The 17,030-nt window shown below is 44.3% G+C and carries 18 protein-coding genes; 12 read left to right on the forward strand and 6 right to left on the reverse strand.

Annotated elements, in window-relative coordinates; translation table 11 throughout:
* The first annotated feature begins 93 nt into the window (after positions 1-93).
* From MiSe_RS13265 to MiSe_RS13300, 8 genes are all read left to right on the forward strand, one after another.
* Positions 94-1,020, forward strand: coding sequence for an esterase/lipase family protein (locus tag MiSe_RS13265; protein WP_226579950.1), 927 nt, complete (start codon positions 94-96; stop codon positions 1,018-1,020).
* Positions 1,021-1,115: 95 nt separating this feature from the next.
* Positions 1,116-3,314: an nSTAND3 domain-containing NTPase gene (locus MiSe_RS13270; RefSeq protein WP_226579953.1), complete on the forward strand. Its 2,199-nt coding sequence runs from the start codon at positions 1,116-1,118 to the stop codon at positions 3,312-3,314.
* Positions 3,315-3,330: 16 nt separating this feature from the next.
* Positions 3,331-4,365, forward strand: a complete 1,035-nt coding sequence (locus tag MiSe_RS13275; protein WP_226579955.1) for an SPFH domain-containing protein — start codon at positions 3,331-3,333, stop codon at positions 4,363-4,365.
* A gap of 81 nt (positions 4,366-4,446) precedes the next feature.
* A complete protein-coding gene (locus MiSe_RS13280) occupies positions 4,447-5,271 on the forward strand; it encodes a DUF4829 domain-containing protein (RefSeq protein WP_226579958.1) in 825 nt (274 codons plus the stop codon).
* A gap of 250 nt (positions 5,272-5,521) precedes the next feature.
* A complete protein-coding gene (locus MiSe_RS13285; RefSeq protein WP_226579961.1) occupies positions 5,522-5,863 on the forward strand; it encodes a nucleotidyltransferase family protein in 342 nt (113 codons plus the stop codon).
* Complete coding sequence (locus MiSe_RS13290) at positions 5,850-6,191, forward strand: HepT-like ribonuclease domain-containing protein (protein ID WP_226579964.1); 342 nt, start codon at positions 5,850-5,852, stop codon at positions 6,189-6,191. The genes MiSe_RS13285 and MiSe_RS13290 overlap by 14 nt, the downstream gene beginning before the upstream one ends.
* A 265-nt stretch (positions 6,192-6,456) precedes the next feature.
* Positions 6,457-6,873, forward strand: coding sequence for a hypothetical protein (locus MiSe_RS13295; RefSeq protein WP_226579967.1), 417 nt, complete (start codon positions 6,457-6,459; stop codon positions 6,871-6,873).
* A gap of 360 nt (positions 6,874-7,233) precedes the next feature.
* Complete coding sequence (locus MiSe_RS13300) at positions 7,234-8,427, forward strand: homospermidine biosynthesis protein (RefSeq protein WP_226579970.1); 1,194 nt, start codon at positions 7,234-7,236, stop codon at positions 8,425-8,427.
* A gap of 336 nt (positions 8,428-8,763) precedes the next feature.
* On the opposite strand, the gene MiSe_RS13305 is transcribed toward MiSe_RS13300, so the two are convergent.
* On the reverse strand, positions 8,764-8,976 hold the full coding sequence (locus MiSe_RS13305) for a DUF4926 domain-containing protein (protein ID WP_226579974.1): 213 nt from the start codon (positions 8,974-8,976) through the stop codon (positions 8,764-8,766).
* A 537-nt stretch (positions 8,977-9,513) separates the two neighbouring features.
* Between MiSe_RS13305 and MiSe_RS13310 the strand changes: the two genes are divergently transcribed.
* Together MiSe_RS13310 and bioF are read left to right on the forward strand one after the other, a co-directional pair.
* The gene (locus MiSe_RS13310; RefSeq protein ID WP_226579976.1) at positions 9,514-9,738 is read left to right on the forward strand and encodes a hypothetical protein; all 225 of its coding nucleotides are present in this window, start codon (positions 9,514-9,516) and stop codon (positions 9,736-9,738) included.
* 6 nt (positions 9,739-9,744) lie between these two features.
* Positions 9,745-10,908: an 8-amino-7-oxononanoate synthase gene (gene bioF / locus MiSe_RS13320; protein WP_444980492.1), complete on the forward strand. Its 1,164-nt coding sequence runs from the start codon at positions 9,745-9,747 to the stop codon at positions 10,906-10,908.
* Between the two features lie 427 nt (positions 10,909-11,335).
* Here the strand turns inward: bioF and MiSe_RS13325 are convergent, their stop codons facing one another.
* Together MiSe_RS13325 and MiSe_RS13330 are read right to left on the reverse strand one after the other, a co-directional pair.
* The gene (locus MiSe_RS13325; RefSeq protein WP_226579981.1) at positions 11,336-11,800 is read right to left on the reverse strand and encodes a BON domain-containing protein; all 465 of its coding nucleotides are present in this window, start codon (positions 11,798-11,800) and stop codon (positions 11,336-11,338) included.
* Between the two features lie 162 nt (positions 11,801-11,962).
* The gene (locus MiSe_RS13330) at positions 11,963-12,649 is read right to left on the reverse strand and encodes a general stress protein (RefSeq protein WP_226579984.1); all 687 of its coding nucleotides are present in this window, start codon (positions 12,647-12,649) and stop codon (positions 11,963-11,965) included.
* Positions 12,650-13,007: 358 nt separating this feature from the next.
* Between MiSe_RS13330 and MiSe_RS13335 the strand changes: the two genes are divergently transcribed.
* Entirely contained in the window at positions 13,008-14,597 is a 1,590-nt protein-coding gene (locus tag MiSe_RS13335) for a sensor histidine kinase (protein ID WP_226579987.1), read from the forward strand.
* Between the two features lie 222 nt (positions 14,598-14,819).
* On the forward strand, positions 14,820-15,860 hold the full coding sequence (locus tag MiSe_RS13340) for a M28 family peptidase (protein ID WP_226579990.1): 1,041 nt from the start codon (positions 14,820-14,822) through the stop codon (positions 15,858-15,860).
* 30 nt (positions 15,861-15,890) lie between these two features.
* Here MiSe_RS13340 and MiSe_RS13345 read toward each other — a convergent pair whose 3' ends face one another.
* The 3 genes from MiSe_RS13345 to MiSe_RS13355 all read right to left on the reverse strand — a co-directional run.
* A complete protein-coding gene (locus tag MiSe_RS13345) occupies positions 15,891-16,043 on the reverse strand; it encodes a hypothetical protein (RefSeq protein WP_226579994.1) in 153 nt (50 codons plus the stop codon).
* 56 nt (positions 16,044-16,099) lie between these two features.
* Positions 16,100-16,780, reverse strand: coding sequence for a nitroreductase family protein (locus tag MiSe_RS13350; RefSeq protein ID WP_226579996.1), 681 nt, complete (start codon positions 16,778-16,780; stop codon positions 16,100-16,102).
* Between the two features lie 66 nt (positions 16,781-16,846).
* The coding region (locus MiSe_RS13355) for a hypothetical protein (protein WP_226579999.1) at positions 16,847-17,030 on the reverse strand (184 nt) is incomplete at its 5' end.

Below are 17,030 nucleotides of genomic sequence, written 5' to 3' on the forward strand. Positions count from 1 at the left end.
GCGTTCATACAATACCCTACTACTTAGATTTAAACCGATAATTTTGGTCAAAGACAAAAAGTGTTCGGCTAGCTTAAACTGGAGAAATAGCCCATGAAAGACTCAAATGGTTTACTGAAAATTTCAGGTTGCGAGAACCCTGAACGCAGCGGGGATGTGGTTTTTGTTCACGGACTGGGCGGCAATCCACGAGACACGTGGCATTACAAGAAGGGAAAGAGTGATGATTTCTTCTGGCCTGCTAAGCTTGGAGAAGATCTGCCAGAGTTTGATATTTGGTCATTGGGGTATGCGGTTGAACCTTCAGCTTGGAAAGGAAATACACTGCCCCTAGCTGATAGAGCAACTAACACATTAAAAACTCTGGGTATATATGGGATTGGTAAACGCCCGGTGATTTTCATTACTCACAGTATGGGCGGACTCCTTGTTAAACAGATGCTTCGCCACGCACAGGATTATGGTAATCCAAAGTGGAAAGCTATTGTAGATCAAACGAAAGGCATTGTTTTCCTTTCAACTCCTCATTCTGGCGCTGACCTTGCCAACTGGGTTAACTATATTGGTGGTATTCTCCGAACTACAGTAAGCGTTAGAGAGCTTGAGGCCAACCATTCCCGTTTACGTGAACTCAACAACCTGTATCGGAATCACGAATTGCTGTGCAAAATCCCAATGGAGGTTTACTTTGAAACAGAAAAAACCAACGGAGTTTTAGTTGTAGATGAAACCAGTGCAGATCCAGGCATTAAAGGTGTAATTCCTGTGGGTATTGATTATGCTAATCATATCTCAATTTGTAAACCAGAGTCAAAAGAGAGTCTAGTTTATCTTGGAGTAAAGCAATTCATTGAAGAAGACTGCTTAAAAGTTCTTAAGCAACCAATTCAACTTGAAGATAAGGATAAATTACATGAAACAATAACTACTGATAATCGTCGTATTGGTAACTATTTGGAGAGTGGGGCACGCATTCATGGCCCTGTAGCTGGGCGCGATCAGACCAATAACTATAAGTAGCATAGGCTTCTGAAGAAATTCTTTTCGGCTTCCAACACCCCACCAGAATGTGGGGTGTATAGAGAAGTCTTTGTGAAGATGACGGAGTTAATTAAGTGAGCGAGCAGTCAAGTCAAGAACAAACCCCATCGGCATCAACTACGCCTCAACCTAATACTGAAAATGAGAATACTAAGGCATCAGATCGAATAAGTATAGAAGATGCAATTGAGCGCATCATTAAAGGCGATAAAATCGGAAATATTGAAGAATTATATCGAGAACTGAAAGCCACGACAGTTTATATCGATAATCGCCGTATCGGTAATTATTTAGAGCATGATGCGCGTATTTATGGCAATGTTGCTGGGCGCGATCAGAGAAACCATACAAGGGATTCAGCTAAAGGCATTGCTGTTAAAGAAATAGCGGGTCAAATATTAATTGAGGAGGTGGAAAAAGTTCGCAGTGTTTATGTTGAAACTGCCAGCTACACCCAGGCAAAAAGCATTTTAAGCGAGAAGCATGTTCTAATTTTGTGTGGCGATTCAAACTATGGCAAACAAACTACTGCGATTCACCTGCTTGTGAGCCTGACTGCTGAAGAGATTTTTGAAATAAACCCAACAGTAGAAGACCTCAGTTCATTTCAGTGTGAATCAACGCAGATGTATGTGATTGACACTCTTGCACCTGATAGTGCAGAAAAACTCAATAGTTATGTGCTGAATAGTCTGAGTCAGAGACTGAGGGAGCAACAAAGCTATCTTGTCATAACGGTAGATAGTCGTGCGCGTATTTCCCAAGAAACTTTGGGCAGGTATATCCTCAATTGGAGGAACTTACCAACTTGTGAAGAACTGCTAAAAAAACATCTTGCATGGTATATAAAAGACCAAGCAATGCTTAATAGCAGTCACACTTTAACTCAGATAGACTCAGTACGAGAATGGCTAACAAATAAATTACTGCCTGGTGATGTGGATCGGTTAGCAGAACTTCTTGCCAAAGTGGTGAAGAGCGAACTAACCCTTGAAGACGCGCTGGCACGTTTCAGCCTGCGGACAAACGAAGAAGTTGAATCATGGTTTGACAAGCACTCAGATCTGAATCAGCATATGTTTATGATTACTGTGGCAGTTTTGAATGGGATTAACTATCAAGAGGTTATCAATGCTAGTCAAAATTTACAATCGCTCATAAAGCCTCCTTCAGATGAGGAAAAATCATCTGTTCCTACAAGCAAACGTAGCCAAAAACTAAAAGAATTTCGTACTCATTTAGTTCAGGGATATCAAAATACTGAGTTTGGGCTGAGTCCGGTTGAACTGATTGAGTTGGATAATCCTACATTTCAGCCAGCTATCTTATCTTATGTTTGGCACGAGTACGATCAATATCGCGAACGGCTGCTTAAATGGTTGCACCAGCTAGGATCGCACCGTAACTTTGAGGTGCGGATCAGAGCAGCAGCAGCAGTTGGTGAACTGAGCAAGTATGCCTTTGGAGATGTTCTAGATCAAGTTGTACGACCTTGGGCAAACTGTCAAGATCGGCAGTTGCAAAGACTAGCGGCACTAGCCTTAAGTATTCCAGTATTTGAAAGCAATCTTGCTCCACAGGTGCTAAAGTTACTGCATTCCTGGAGTACGTTAAAAAATAACTTAAACTTACCTTGGACAGCAGCAACTGCTTATTCCGGATATGTTGGGTTGCGATTTCCTGATATTGCGCTTAGGGATCTGTTTGCGATCGCTCAGTCTGGAGAAGGACAATTACTATCAGCAGTAGCCGAGGGCGTAGCTAGTATTTTTAATGCTGGCTTCCATTTTACCGTTCTGAATGCGCTCAAAGCATGGACAGAGCAGGCAAATACTGAGGTGACAGCCCAGTTTGGTTTGCTAATCTTTTGGGTACTCATACGTGAGGCAAAAGTTGCGACAGACTCGAACAAGGATAACTGGCCTACATTACTTTGGCTTGTCTGGGAAGAAAAGAAACTTGTCAAGGAAAATCCCAAGACAGATCAAGTATACGAAGACTTAGTGACTTGCCTATTGCAGCGAGCCTTAAATCTAAAAGTAACACGCAAACTTGTTTTACAGGAAATCCGCAAATGGCTTCAACTCGTAGATGACGATCCCGAACATAAACTGTACGAAACAGTAGGCTCAATCATATTTACATTAGCTGCTCAAGGAACTGGGCGTGAACGAGAACGTATCACTTACAACCTTGAACAATGGAAATCGGTTGAACAGCCTAACGCTGCAAACAAGATTTTATCAAAAATCAAAAAGTATTTGAATATTTAGTACAGGAGGTAACACGATGGCAGACACATACAATCCAATCCTCAGCAGAGAAGAGATTGGTCGTTGGCGGCTATTTCAGTCACGTCCAGTGCCAGATCCAGGAACCGCACTTGTTTTCTCTGGTGAGGGACAACCTTTACTCAGCATCAAACAAGGTCAAAGGGGACCGACTAGCGGCGAAATTGTTTGGGGTAAATATAATCTGCTTTATAAGGTAGATATGACTGAACACCCGTTAAGTTTTCAGTGCAACATCCCTTGTGCAACAGATGCTTTTGACTTCCACGCCGAGGTCAGGTTCATTTGTTCGGTGCGCGAACCGGAAATGATTGTACGACGCAATGTAACTGACGTTCGTCAATTCCTAGAACCCTTGATCGTCGAGGTCATGCGGAGCATCAGCCGTAACTATGAGGTTGAAGAAAGCGAAGTTGCGGAACGTCAGATTAGCAATAGGGTCAAGCAAGAAATCTATGATGCAGGATTCCAACTCAATCGCTTCGTACTTACACTGTATTTAGAACAAGAAGTACGCGACCGAATTCGAGAGAAAAAACGCATTCAAGATACAACTGAAATAGAAAAAACCAAAATCAAAAGCCAGATAGAACTGGAAGAACAAGCACAAAAGTTAGCGATGCAACGCCAACAATTCGAGCTTGAACTCATGAAAGTCAAGATAGACTTCTATAGTCCAATGCTCCAAGCTGGCAATTGGCAAATGCTCGCCATGCAACTCGCGCAAAATCCTCAAGATATTGCAGTCGTAGTAGAAGAAATTAATCGCCAGAAGCAAATTGACAGAGAGCATCAGATGAAAATGCTGAAAATGCTGCTAGATGAAGATGCTTTGGAAGGTTCTCAGATTAGTGAAGTTGGAAAACGTGTGCTGCAAGGTTTAATTGCCATGACTGAACAGTATACACCTGCACTGGGAAGCGGTTCGGCTAACAAATCAGAAAGTAAAAAAAACAACTCAAAAGTAGATGAATCTGACAATCAAACCCCAAAGGTTACCAAACCAGATTTTAACTACGATGAGGATGAGTAGTTTTTCTACACACGAGAGAGGCAAATATTAATCATGAGCGAGTTCCTACAAACCATTCTTCGACCAATCTGGGAACTGCTTGTGCCAATACCAATGCCGTGGCGGGCTTTAATTATTTTGTTGCTTTTAATGCCCGCCCTATCCTGGCTTTTTTGGCGAGCATTTCCCTGCTTACTGGCTAAACTTTCACAACTGTTTTTTATCTGTACAGAAGTTGTGGCAAAACTTCTGCTTTGGTTGGAAAACTTGGTCACACAATCTGTGCGAAAACGAGGCAGTCAACCGCCGAACGTCATTTACATTTTTGACGACTTGATCGGCGGAATAGTGCTTCTTGTTAATGCAGCAACCCAAAAGCTGGATAAAATTTTTAGGTATGCGTTAACCCAACGATGGCTACCTCGTAAAGGATGGTTTGTAACAGCAGCGATTTTATTACCATTCCTCTGGTATGTACGTCCTATCCTTGGAGAAACTACGGTTGCTAAATTTATTAATAGTGGATTGATGTGGTGGGACTCGTTTGAAGGCTGGGTGCTGACTGGCAAATGGATACCCTATACTCTAAGTAGACCTTCACCTGAACAATTCGTCCGAGATTATTTTTCAGCTATTAATAATGGTCAGTATTCAGCAGCATGGAATCTTTTAACACCTGAATACCAAAGAACTGGGCCAGGTAGTTACAATGAATATTTAGATTGGTGGGAAAGAAAGGTCGAGCGAGTAGAGATTAATCAACTAAGCCAATTCTCACAAGATCTTAAATATGCAACCGTAGATGTTCGTTTGCAATACTTTATGAAAAGAACTCAAAAGTTATCTAAACCAGAATCTGTACGCTACTTTTTGATTTGGGATATTCAAACTGGCACGTGGTTGATTAATGATTCTAAATACCTTTAGCTGTGGGCTATTCCCCCATTGATATCCTGCTTTTAGTCAGACGAATTGGGTGCAGGACTGGGTTGTGGCAGTGGCGATCGCAAGGCTTTGATCGCACATCAAGCAGCTATCTTCATTCATTCAGCGTTGCTCGCGCCATTAAAACAGAACAAAAACCCGTTATAATACACTGTAATTACCTTTGATGCTATCAAGCGTCGCTGGCTAAAATTGTAATAAAATTTTATTTTTTTATACAAATTAATAATCAATGCCAAACATTCAGTTAGATTTAGCCCTTAATCGCTTAGGGGATTTTACCGAAGAAATTACAGCATTCTGCACGAGGTGGCGCATCATAGAGTTAGCACTATTTGGCTCAGTTCTGCGATCTGATTTTTGCCCAGAAACAAGCGACATAGATGTGCTGGTAACTTTTGCGCCTGACTACCGATGGAAATTTGATGACGCGATGCAGATGCAGGAGGAACTTGAAACTTTATTTGGGCGCAAAGTAGATATCCTTAGCAAGCAATCTATTGAACAAAGCATTAACTGGATCAGGAAACAGGAAATTCTTAACTCGGCACAGGTGATTTATGCCAGCAAATAGAGATATGGCTTCTCTGTTGGATATTGTGCAAGCTTGCCAGATGATTCAACGCTACATCGCAGGAATTGACCGCGATGGGTTAGCAGCTTCTGATGAAAAACAAGCTGCTATTCTTTATCGAATTATGGTCATCGGTGAGACAACGAAACGCATTTCAAATGAATTTCGCGCTCAACATCCAGAAATCCCCTGGAAAGATATGGCGGGGATGAGAGATTGGGTTTCTCATGCCTATGACCGAGTAGATTTAGACATCGTTTGGGATGTTGCCCAAAACAAAATCCCTCAACTGCTAGTTCAGCTTGAACCACTGATTTCAACCAATTAAAATACCCTCAATATAACCCGTATTTGATATCATGTCCTTAAGCAACGGTTATGTAACTGCTAATAGCTAATAGTTGGCTGCTCTGGAGGCAATTAACAGTTAGCAATTAGCAATTAGCCATCCATACACTACCGATCCCACCGGAAATGATATGATTCTGCGATCGCCTGCTCTTTTCTCAGAAAAGCTATAATAAAAATTATTACCTAATAGTCAAACAATTTCATTCTATAACAAAGCTCCCATTCTACTTAGCTATTAACTTATGAATGAATCCAGACTCGATTTATCAAAACCTATTGGCGAGTGTTCTACTCAGGAATTACTAGAAGCTTTGATGCTGCAACGAGGACGGTTTAATTTGTTTGATGCAGAGCGGGTGCTGCATGACCTCTACGCCAATAGAAATTTGTGGATTTCTTTCTTTATGGGGCCACAAATTGTAGAGGATGCAGAATATTGCTTGAACGGCTTATTTCGGACGCTGCGGAGTATTAGCTATCGGTGGCACGCCGATACTCTCTACGTTCATGCTCAAGATGATGATTGCGTTTATCCATTAGTTGAATTGGGGAAAGTTTGGCAATGCGATGATGTGGAAGTCTTTGATCGAAAGCGTACAGGCGAACTGATGGGGCGGTATCCCGCACCATCCCCCGTAGTTGTTTATTGGTGGGATTAACACAATCAGGACTTACGCACGCGGGGCCAAAAACAAAGGTGATGCGTCAATCTTAGAAACAAAGGTGATGGCTGGAATCTCTGTTACAAGTCGAAGATGTTTCAGAGAAACCGGGAATATGAGCCAAGATTTTTCATATCACCTTTGTTTTTTTGCGTAAGTCCTGACAATGTTTTAACTTCCCTATGAGTGCTAGGTAGTTACAGCTACCCAAAACCTTTTAATTACTCTCTGGTATTTGACTTTATCGAGAACTCTACACCTAAATTTTTAGCGATCGCTCAAAAACACAACCCCATAACATCAGCCTTCTCGCTAATATTGATCCGGCGTCTACAAAAGAATTGTCCAGACAATACCATGTCAAAACCACAAGGTCGCAAAATCGCCCCCGTCCCTATTCCCAAAGGGATAGATGTTGTCGATTTAATCGAAAATTACTTTACCGCTTACAACTCTGCCCGACTGCGGGAAATCTGTCAATTACTCAGTCGCGAAGTCTTCCAAGAAGGCGTCACCGTGGGATTGAGTCTATCCGGTGCCATGACACCCGCCGGATTCGGAATTTCTGCCCTCGCACCCCTGATTCGCAATGGTTATATCGACTGGATGATCAGCACTGGTGCGAATCTTTACCACGATATGCACTATGGATTGGGTTTTGAACTGTTCGCGGGCAACCCATTTTTAGACGACATCAAGTTGCGCGAAGAAGGCACGATTCGCATTTATGACATTATTTTCGGCTACGATGTGCTGTTGGAAACCGATGCCTTCATTCGCAAGATTCTGCAAGCAGAACCGTTTCAGAAGCGCATGGGAACCGCTGAATTTCACTATCTGCTGGGTAAGTACGTGCGGGAAGTGGAAAAGCAAGTCGGCGTCAAGCATTCTTCCTTATTGGCGACGGCGTATGAATGCGGCGTGCCGATTTATACTTCTTCTCCGGGGGATAGTTCGATTGGCATGAACGTGGCGGCGTTGGCGTTGGAAGGGTCTAAATTGGTAATCGATCCGGCGATAGATGTGAACGAAACGGCAGCGATTGCATACTACGCCCGCGAAACCCCAAACCCCGACATAGAAGGTAAAAGCGCTGCGATTATTTTAGGCGGCGGTAGTCCCAAAAACTTCCTACTGCAAACTCAACCCCAAATTCACGAAGTTTTGGGATTAGAAGAACGAGGACACGATTATTTTGTGCAAATTACCGATGCGCGTCCCGATACCGGCGGTTTATCCGGCGCCACGCCTAGCGAAGCCGTCAGCTGGGGTAAAGTTGACCCAGAAGAATTACCCAACACCATCGTTTGCTACACCGACAGCACGATCGCATTACCTTTAATTACCGCCTATGTCCTCACCGAATGCGAACCTCGTTCGTTGAAACGGTTGTGCGATCGCCGCCAAGATATGCTACAAAACCTCCAAGCCGCATATCTAGCAGCCAAAACTCAACCATCGGATCAAGTCCCCGCAGCGGTTGCAGAAATGGCTTCTGAACAACCCGTGGCAACTTATCCTTGCGGCAGGGTAATTCCCCATAACCCGTAGCAGCAGGGGAGCAGATGAGCAGGGGAGCAGGTGAGCAGGTGAGCGGGTGAGCGGGTGAGCGGGTGAGCGGGTGAGATGGGGAGCAGGGGAGCAGGGGAGCAGGGGAGCAGGGGAGCAGGGGAGCAGGGGAGTGGGTGAGCAGGTGAGCGCGCGAGCAGGTGAGCGCGCGAGCAGGTGAGAATATACATTCAAATGCCCCTCTGCCCCTCTGCCCCCCTGCCCCTCTGCCCCCCTGCCCCTCTGCACACCTGCCCCTCTGCACACCTGCACACCTGCACACCTGCACACCTGCACACCTGCCCCTGGGCCCCTCTGCCTCAACAGAGTCCCTAATTCTTACCTTTTAACCGGGTGCAAAGGCATTAACATGCCAGAGCGTAAAGTCGTCACAATCAATTGATCGCGACCGCTTAAAAACCTAAACTCAACATCATAAACACCCGGTTCGTATTCTTGCACAACCGTCCCAACCTGCCCTCGAAATAATCCTAGATCTGGCAGATTTTCAACCAGCGTCACTTGCTCGCCTATTTTAATCTTTTTGCTCATCCTTCCAACTCCTCCCTAATTTGGATTTTAAATTTTAAATTCTTTCTTCCAATCAGTTGGGTATCCAAAGTTGACTATAATTACAGCGGATTGCAAGTGAGTGAGGTACAGCCTTTGGGCTGAGTTTGTCAAGCGCGCAGCATTAATGCTGCGCGCTTGACAAACAAAGGTGTACCTCATACGACTGCAATCCGCTATATTATGTTAGCTCGCCTTTGGTTAATTACTTATCATTTTAGTTTGATAATTGTAGCTAATCCCTCATATACATTCCTGACGCCTATCACCGTTTCTCTGAAAAATCGTTGGTTTGGCGACGAGAGAGCTACGTATAAACAAAGGTGACTAAGTCCTAATATAAAAAAGCCCAGCAATTAGCAATTAGCAATTTCCCGCTATTGATAGTAATCAACCAAACATGATTGAAAATTTACTTATCTTTATGATGCCGCGAGGGACAGAAAAAAGCTTCATACTAGGGATATAATTTCAAATATGACAAGTAAAGACGATTCCGATGCTCAAGGAGGCTAAGTCATGCCGCTAGAAAGAAGAATGTCCAGAGATATCTTTGCCCCCGGCGAGATCGTTCAACTAAAACAAATGTGTTTGACTCCTGGCAAAGTATTTCAACCAGGCAAGTATATCGTGGGTGAGTTGCCAGATATCGCCTTTGAAATGGGTTTAGTCGAAAAATTACCCCCCGTTAAAGGCAAAAATGCTCAAATAAAACATACCGAGTCACCCGAAAACCAGTCATAAATCAAGATGCCTACCGATCCCTATGCTTGGATACAGCGCTCTCTCGCCACAATTCATAAAGCTGATTGGTATCGTTTTGTACAAACCATTTCCAGTCGTCCTGGTGCGGTTGTTTGTCTGGAAGGACAAGAAGTTATCAACTTTGCCAGTAACGATTACCTGGGATTGGCGGGAGATCCGCGATTGATTCAAGCTGCGATCGCCGCCACCTCAACATTCGGCACCGGGAGTACGGGTTCGCGATTACTCAGTGGGCATAGGGGAATACACGGTGAATTGGAAAGAGCGATCGCATCCTTCAAACAAACCGAAGACGCCCTCGCCTTCAGTTCCGGGTATTTGGCGAATTTGGGAGCGATCGCAGCTTTGGTAGGCAAGCGCGATTTAATTTTATCCGATCGGTACAATCACTCCAGCTTGAAAAATGGCGCAATTTTAAGCGGCGCGACGGTAGTAGAATACGCTCACGGCGATGTGCAGGATTTAAACGTAAAGTTAGAAAAAGAACGCGAACTCTACCGTCGCTGCTTGATAATTACCGATAGCGTCTTCAGCATGGATGGCGATCTTTGTCCGTTACCTGCCTTATTAGATTTGGCAGAACAATTTAACTGTATGCTGCTAGTCGATGAAGCTCATGCTACTGGAGTTTTAGGAGCAAATGGTGCGGGGTGCGTAGAACATTTTGGCTGCACGGGAAGGCAGTTAATTCAAATGGGAACCTTAAGCAAAGCTTTGGGCAGTTTAGGCGGTTATATCGCCGGTTCATCGACTTTAATCGACTTTTTGCGTAACCGCGCCCCCAGTTGGATTTATACCACAGCACTTTCACCAGCGGATACTGCTGCTGCATTGGAAGCGATTAAAATTATCCAACAAGAACCACAACGCCGCGCCCAATTATGGCGTAATGTCGATTATTTAAAACAGCTAATTATGCAAGAATTACCCGATTTAAAATTGCTGCCTTCCGAGTCTGCCATCCTCTGCTTGCAATTAAACGATGCTGCTAGCGCTTTAAAAATAGGAAATCAGTTAAAAAAAGAGGGCATTTTTGCCCCCGCAATTCGTCCTCCCACAGTTCCTACCAGTCGCATTCGCATTTCAGTAATGGCAACACACGAAACCGCCCATTTAGAAAAATTAGTAGCAGTTTTAAGTAGTGTTTAAAAACCGGGTTTGTTGGAGAAACCCGGTTTTTGTCGCTGTTTAAAAACCGGGTTTATTTGAGAAACCCGGTTTTTGTCGCTGTTTAAAAACCGGGTTTATTTGAGAAACCCGGTTTTTGTCGCTGTTTAAAAACCTGTTTAAAAACCGGGTTTATTTGAGAAACCCGGTTTTTGTCGCTGTTTAAAAACCTGTTTAAAAACCGGGTTTATTTGAGAAACCCGGTTTTTGTGCGTCAACTGAGATCTTGCACCTTGAGGCAGAGCCTCAGTATACTCGTTCCCAGGTTGAACCTGGGAACGAGATCTCGAGATCTACGAGATCTAAACATCAATCATGCCGGTGTAGGGAACAACCCGGATATCTCGGATACTTTAACAACATCAATCATGTTCCCTACCACAAACGGGATTTTTGCCAGAGGTCTAATCTACTGTTTCGGTTGTGCAGGCACAATCTTGGCATTAACAACGACGCTCTTAACGCCTTTAATTTCCTTAGCCAAACGATCGATTTTGGCTAAATCTTGTTGATTTGGAACCGTACCACCTACGGTTACGACACCATCTTCAGCTGCAACAGTTAGCTGACCTTTTTGGATATTAGCCTCTAACTTGCTGCGAACTTCGCTTGCGAGGTCGGCATCAGCTCTATTGGTGTCGCCGCCGGTAATATTGTTGCGTTGCTCCCGCGCTCGAATATCAGCATTTAGCTGATCTCTGCGAACTTGGCTAGCAGCATCCTTTTGAGTATCTTGCACGCTTTCTGCGGCTGGAGCTTGGGTGGGTTGGGTAGCATTGTTGGGAGCATCAGCGCTAGTTTTTTCACCCTGACTGCAAGCAACCGCACCAAAAAGTAGGACACTGCTGAGTATTACTGTAGCGAGCTTTTTCATTTTTATCACCCGTTAATTTGATGTATTTTTGTCATGGCTAATCGCTAATTGCTAATTGGTTATGGCAATATTTTCCACCTCTACCATTAGCCATTAGCGATTAACCATTAGCTATTAGCAGCCCTTAAAAGGTAAGTACCGACTTGCCTTACTACTGACTAATTAACGAACTTCTTCCCGACGATCGATGATGATAACTTTGTCATCCACATCGGTAACGTCACCTTGACGATAAGTTACGTCATTGGTGTAGCCGGTGCGAGCGGTATCAACTCCGGCGTAGCCAGCGGGCGAGCCATAAGATTCCGGCATATCGTAGATACCCCATTCTTGAATACCCCGGCGGCTCAAAATTGCTTGGGCGCGATGAATATCATCTTGGCTACCTTCTACCATCACCAAATATTCACCGCGACTAACTCTTTCGTTGTAAACTCTTGCTCGTTCTTCCGGAATTCCCAAACCAATTAATGCACCAATTAAACCACCAGCCGCTGCACCAATTGCAGTACCGGAAAGTGTCGTAGCAATCGCCGTTGCTGTTGCGCCTGCTAACATTACAGGGCCAATTCCGGGAATTGCCAATGCACCCAAACCAACTAATAAACCAGTTAAACCACCCAGCGCGCCACCTGTAATAGCACCCGTAGCAGCACCTTCATCCGCTTTGTTGCCGATGCGCTCAGTGGTTTCTACACCAGCAATATCATTTCTGCGATCGCTATCTTTAGCAACCACAGAAACTCTGTCCATTGGAAAACCAGAATCTCTCAATTCTGTTAAGGCAGATTCTGCCTCAGCTCGCGTGGGAAATACACCAATTGCACGCTTGCGAGATCCTAAAGCCATGTTTCCTCCTGCGACAATCTTTTAAAATGAATTAAAAATCGGCAGTGGTAATTGCTAATAGCTAATTGCTAATTGGTAATTGGAGCAAAATGCAGATAATTATCCCTTGCATTGCCGAGCGCCGATTGCCGATTACCTATTACCCATTACCTCTATACCAGTGCTATATCTATGGTTCTTCTTTAAACAAAATTAGACATCAGCCATAGGTGTAAACAGGCTCTCTATCCAAGGAAAGGCTTTTGCTCGCTTGTGGGAACGGAAATTACCAGCACTTGGTTCGGTTCTACTACCACTACCAGAGGACAGATATTGATAATCTCGTAGAGAAGTCGTAGGGACACAGGAGCAAAAATGTTTGAGATCGCTCAAAGCATTTGTCTCCCGCCGTGTCCCCGGTTTGAATTACATTTTCCAGGGCGAGGTTAGTGAGGTGATGTCGGTGCAAAAGTGGTTGCTGCCAACTGTGAGTGAAATAATAGCCCAAAGCGAAAGCCTGGGGGCAGATGATGCCGCCTTCTGTGCCAAATCGACGGATGGTAAAGAAGCTTTCCTCAACGCTTCTATGGCTCTTGAGCGCGTCAAAGCCGAACAGCAATGGCAAAGTGGGATCGCATCCCTAGAACATCTCCTCCAGGAGGTTGTCACCGTCAACGATCCAGCCCTTGGGGGATTAGTTTTAACCTGTCCCTCACCGATTATCAGCGATCCGGCGCTCAATTCTCGCTGCCAAACCTGGATTTTTACGCCTCAAATGCTGGAAGTCGTTTTAGCTGGGATGCTGTTTCAGCTACCACCCGCCAAAGACGAACATATCCTCATCCCCCCCAATTCCTCCCATTCCCTGCCTTTACTACCCATCGATCCCATCGCCGCCGAACAATTTTGCTTGGTTTTAACTAATAAATTCAGTTTGGTGATGGTTCTGGGGGAAAACCTGGCAAATCAACCCGCTTTTCTGTTTTCCTTTGACCCAGAAGTCGTGCAGCAAGCTTGGGAGTGCCTCAAGTTGCGGATGTTGCTGATGCACCAGCCGCAATTTAGGCAACTCGATGCATTAGTTGAGCAGTTTGGCTTTGCAGCACCCGACTACCGCACCGTGATGAAATTTAGCCGCTTGATGCTGAAATACTTACCGATGCAAGAAGAAACTAGATATGCAAAAGTAAGCGATCGTATCACCAAAGCTGTTGACCCCATGTCCGATGCACCCAGCGCTATATCCAAATCCGATGATGTCGAATTATTGCAAGCATTCGCTCACGAAGTCCGCACCCCCTTGACAACAATTCGCATGTTGACGCGACTGTTGCTCAAGCGCAAAGAATTGTCCCCAGATGTCATCAAGCGCTTAGAATATATCGACCACGAATGTACCGAACAAATTGACCGCATGGAGTTGCTTTTCCAAGCAGCAGAAATAGAAACAACTGATGCCAAATCTTCCAATCTTCACTTAACGACAACTGACCTCACCCAGCTATTGCAAGATAGCTTACCGCGCTGGCAAAAACAGGCAAGTCGGCGCAATCTCACCATAGAAGTGCGGATGCCGCAGCAAATGCCACCCGTAGAAAGCGATCCGACAATGTTGGATCGGATACTCACCGGCTTGATCGAGAATTTTACCCGTAACTTGCCTGCGGCGAGTCATATCGAATTACAGGCGATACCTGCGGGGAATCAGATTAAGGTGCAATTAAAGCATTTTATCGAGCCAGAGTCTGGCAAACAAGATGGTATGCGATCCCAACCTTGCAACTCCAACAAACGCAAGCAAATCGGTCAATTATTAATGTTCCAACCAGAAACAGGTAGCATCTGTCTCAACCACAGCGTCACTAAAAATATCTTTCAAGCTTTGGGCGGAAAATTGATCGTCAAACAACGTCCGCAACAAGGCGAAGTGCTGACTATTTTTCTGCCTATCGTCAAAGGAAAAAAATAATTTAAAATCTAAAATCCCTTGACTTTTCTGCCTGGTTTCTGATCTGCTTTTTTCATAATGGTCAAGGCGCGCGCTTATATATAACGGAAAAAAAAGTGCAAATAATCATCAACAAAAAGATCCAATTGCTTTGGGGCACGGCAGAGAAAAGCTTTTCTGGTCAAGAAAAGCTTTTCTCTGCTGTGCCCCGACAACGAATACCGATCTGAAGAGGAGCAGGTAATGCAGGAATCCTCAAAGAAAAGTAGATTAAGAATCCAACTCATTACCAAAGCAGCCCTGAGGCGACTGGCTGTGCTTTTTGCCATCTTGCTAGGGCTGATTATCTGGGTAGGGTCTACAATGTTTTGGATGCCCGGACAGAGTTATAGCGGGAAACTTCCACCTTTGACAGCATCAGAAATTGCGCTGCGAAACGCCCTCGAAAAAGATGTGAAAAGACTAGCAAGCGATATTGGTATACGCAACGCTGGCGATTACAAAAACATCAATATTGCCGCCGATTTTTTGGCAACGACTTTGGGTGAGGCAGGATATAAAGCAATCCGACAAGAGTATAAAATAGATGGAAAATCATATTATAACATTGCCGTAGAAAAGAAGGGAATTACTAAACCTAATGAAATCGTGGTAGTTGGCGGTCATTACGATTCAGTGTTTACTAGCCCTGGTGCAAATGATAACGGTACGGGTGCAGCCGCTACTTTAGAACTGGCGCGAATCTGGGCAAAGAGAAATAACAATCGTACCATTCGTTTTGTTGAATTTACAAATGAAGAACCTCCCTTTTTTTGGACAAAAGATATGGGAAGTTTAGTTTATGCCGAGCGATCGCAACAACAAAGCGAAAATATTGTGGCGATGTTGAGCCTCGAAACGATGGGGTATTTTTCCGATACAGCCAATAGTCAAAAATACCCTTTCCCTATAGGCTTATTTTACCCGAATCAAGGTAATTTCATTAGTTTTATCGGTAACATTAACTCTGGGGGATTGGTGCGACAGGCGATAGCTTCCTTTCGTCGCCACGCTCAATTTCCTTCTGAAGGTGCTGCTCTTCCAGCTTGGATTCCTGGTGTTGGTTGGTCAGATCATTGGTCTTTTTGGCAGCAAGGTTACAAAGCAATTATGATTACAGATACTGCTCCTTATCGCTACAATTATTACCACACAGAACAAGATACTTGGGAAAAAGTTGATTTTGCCAAACTGGCACGAGTTGTAGCTGGTGTGGCAGAGGTTATTGCCGATCTGGTAGAGTAAGCAATTGCAAATTTAATATACTTCCCACGGTTATAAATTGCGCTTTTTGGGAATGGGTAATGGGTAATTGGTAATTGTTTTTTTCCCCATTACCCATTCCATCAGGGCTGACGCTTGGGCGTTGCCAGAAACCCGGTTTCGACCTTGATCTTTGGTTCCCAAACCAACCATTTTTCGGATCACCAAAGTTTCTTTGCGTAAGTCCTGTCCATAACAAAAAAGCTTCGGTTTCTCACCTCTTACCCGAGATACGGGTTGCCTATTCTATCGGCAAACACGTTGTAAGATAATGGCAGACGACCGGGATTTTTCCTTGGTTCTGCTGCATATCCGATGGGTAATAAGAGTGCGATCGCTAAATCCTCCTCTGCCTCCGCACCGATAACTTTTTTCACTTCTTCCTCTACCCAACCATTCATAAAACAGCTAGATAACCCAAAACTTTCCGCCGCTAGTGCTAAATGAGTTGCCGCGATCATCGCATCTTTAATTGCATACTCCCGCGTCTTTTCTCCGATACTCATCGCGAACTGAGGAATCGCATTTTTAAAATAATTTACCGTCCCTTCTGTCCACGCACCCGTTTGCAATCCTTGGTCAAAAATGGGAGATAAATCTTTTTTCCATGCTGCTGCATCCGCAGCAAATACAAACGTAACTGGTGCTTGTACGATTTGTTGCTGATTATATGCCGCTTGACAAAGTGCTGCCTTTTGTGCTTCTTCTTGCAATATGACAATTCGCCAACTTTGGAGGTTATAACTGCTAGGTGCGGCTACGGTTAATTCAACTAATTTGCTGAGCAATTCTGGGGATATTTTATCTGGTTTGAAGCTTTTAATCGCTCTGCGTCGTGAGATTGCTTCTGGCACGTCTAGCGGCTCTAAAACCAAGTTGCGATCTTGATTGATTTGAGTCATTGGTTGAAGTACCTTAGCTCGCGATAATTTACTGGAAAATTATCGCCGTCATCTACATTTAATCAGTTAAAATTCCAGATTTTTTAATATTTCCCGAAACCCGGTTTCTTTGCGTAAGTCCTGAAAAAGAGCCAATTGCTTTGGGGCACGGCAGAGAAAGGCTTTCCAGGTAACGAAAATCCGCTCAATCCCCGTGCCCCGACAACCAATAGGATAAAAAGAGCCAATTGCTTTGGGGCACGGCAGAGAA

The organism is Microseira wollei NIES-4236 (assembly GCF_020521235.1).
Lineage (GTDB): Bacteria > Cyanobacteriota > Cyanobacteriia > Cyanobacteriales > Aerosakkonemataceae > Microseira > Microseira wollei.

Coding starts and splice junctions, on each gene's coding strand:
- MiSe_RS13310 (WP_226579976.1), top strand. CDS start 9,514: ATGCCGCTAGAAAGAAGAATGTCCAGAGATATCTTTGCCCCCGGCGAG.
- MiSe_RS13350 (WP_226579996.1), bottom strand. CDS start 16,780: ATGACTCAAATCAATCAAGATCGCAACTTGGTTTTAGAGCCGCTAGAC.
- MiSe_RS13305 (WP_226579974.1), bottom strand. CDS start 8,976: ATGAGCAAAAAGATTAAAATAGGCGAGCAAGTGACGCTGGTTGAAAAT.
- MiSe_RS13340 (WP_226579990.1), top strand. CDS start 14,820: ATGCAGGAATCCTCAAAGAAAAGTAGATTAAGAATCCAACTCATTACC.
- bioF (WP_444980492.1), top strand. CDS start 9,745: ATGCCTACCGATCCCTATGCTTGGATACAGCGCTCTCTCGCCACAATT.
- MiSe_RS13265 (WP_226579950.1), top strand. CDS start 94: ATGAAAGACTCAAATGGTTTACTGAAAATTTCAGGTTGCGAGAACCCT.
- MiSe_RS13285 (WP_226579961.1), top strand. CDS start 5,522: ATGCCAAACATTCAGTTAGATTTAGCCCTTAATCGCTTAGGGGATTTT.
- MiSe_RS13300 (WP_226579970.1), top strand. CDS start 7,234: ATGTCAAAACCACAAGGTCGCAAAATCGCCCCCGTCCCTATTCCCAAA.
- MiSe_RS13275 (WP_226579955.1), top strand. CDS start 3,331: ATGGCAGACACATACAATCCAATCCTCAGCAGAGAAGAGATTGGTCGT.
- MiSe_RS13330 (WP_226579984.1), bottom strand. CDS start 12,649: ATGGCTTTAGGATCTCGCAAGCGTGCAATTGGTGTATTTCCCACGCGA.
- MiSe_RS13290 (WP_226579964.1), top strand. CDS start 5,850: ATGCCAGCAAATAGAGATATGGCTTCTCTGTTGGATATTGTGCAAGCT.
- MiSe_RS13295 (WP_226579967.1), top strand. CDS start 6,457: ATGAATGAATCCAGACTCGATTTATCAAAACCTATTGGCGAGTGTTCT.
- MiSe_RS13325 (WP_226579981.1), bottom strand. CDS start 11,800: ATGAAAAAGCTCGCTACAGTAATACTCAGCAGTGTCCTACTTTTTGGT.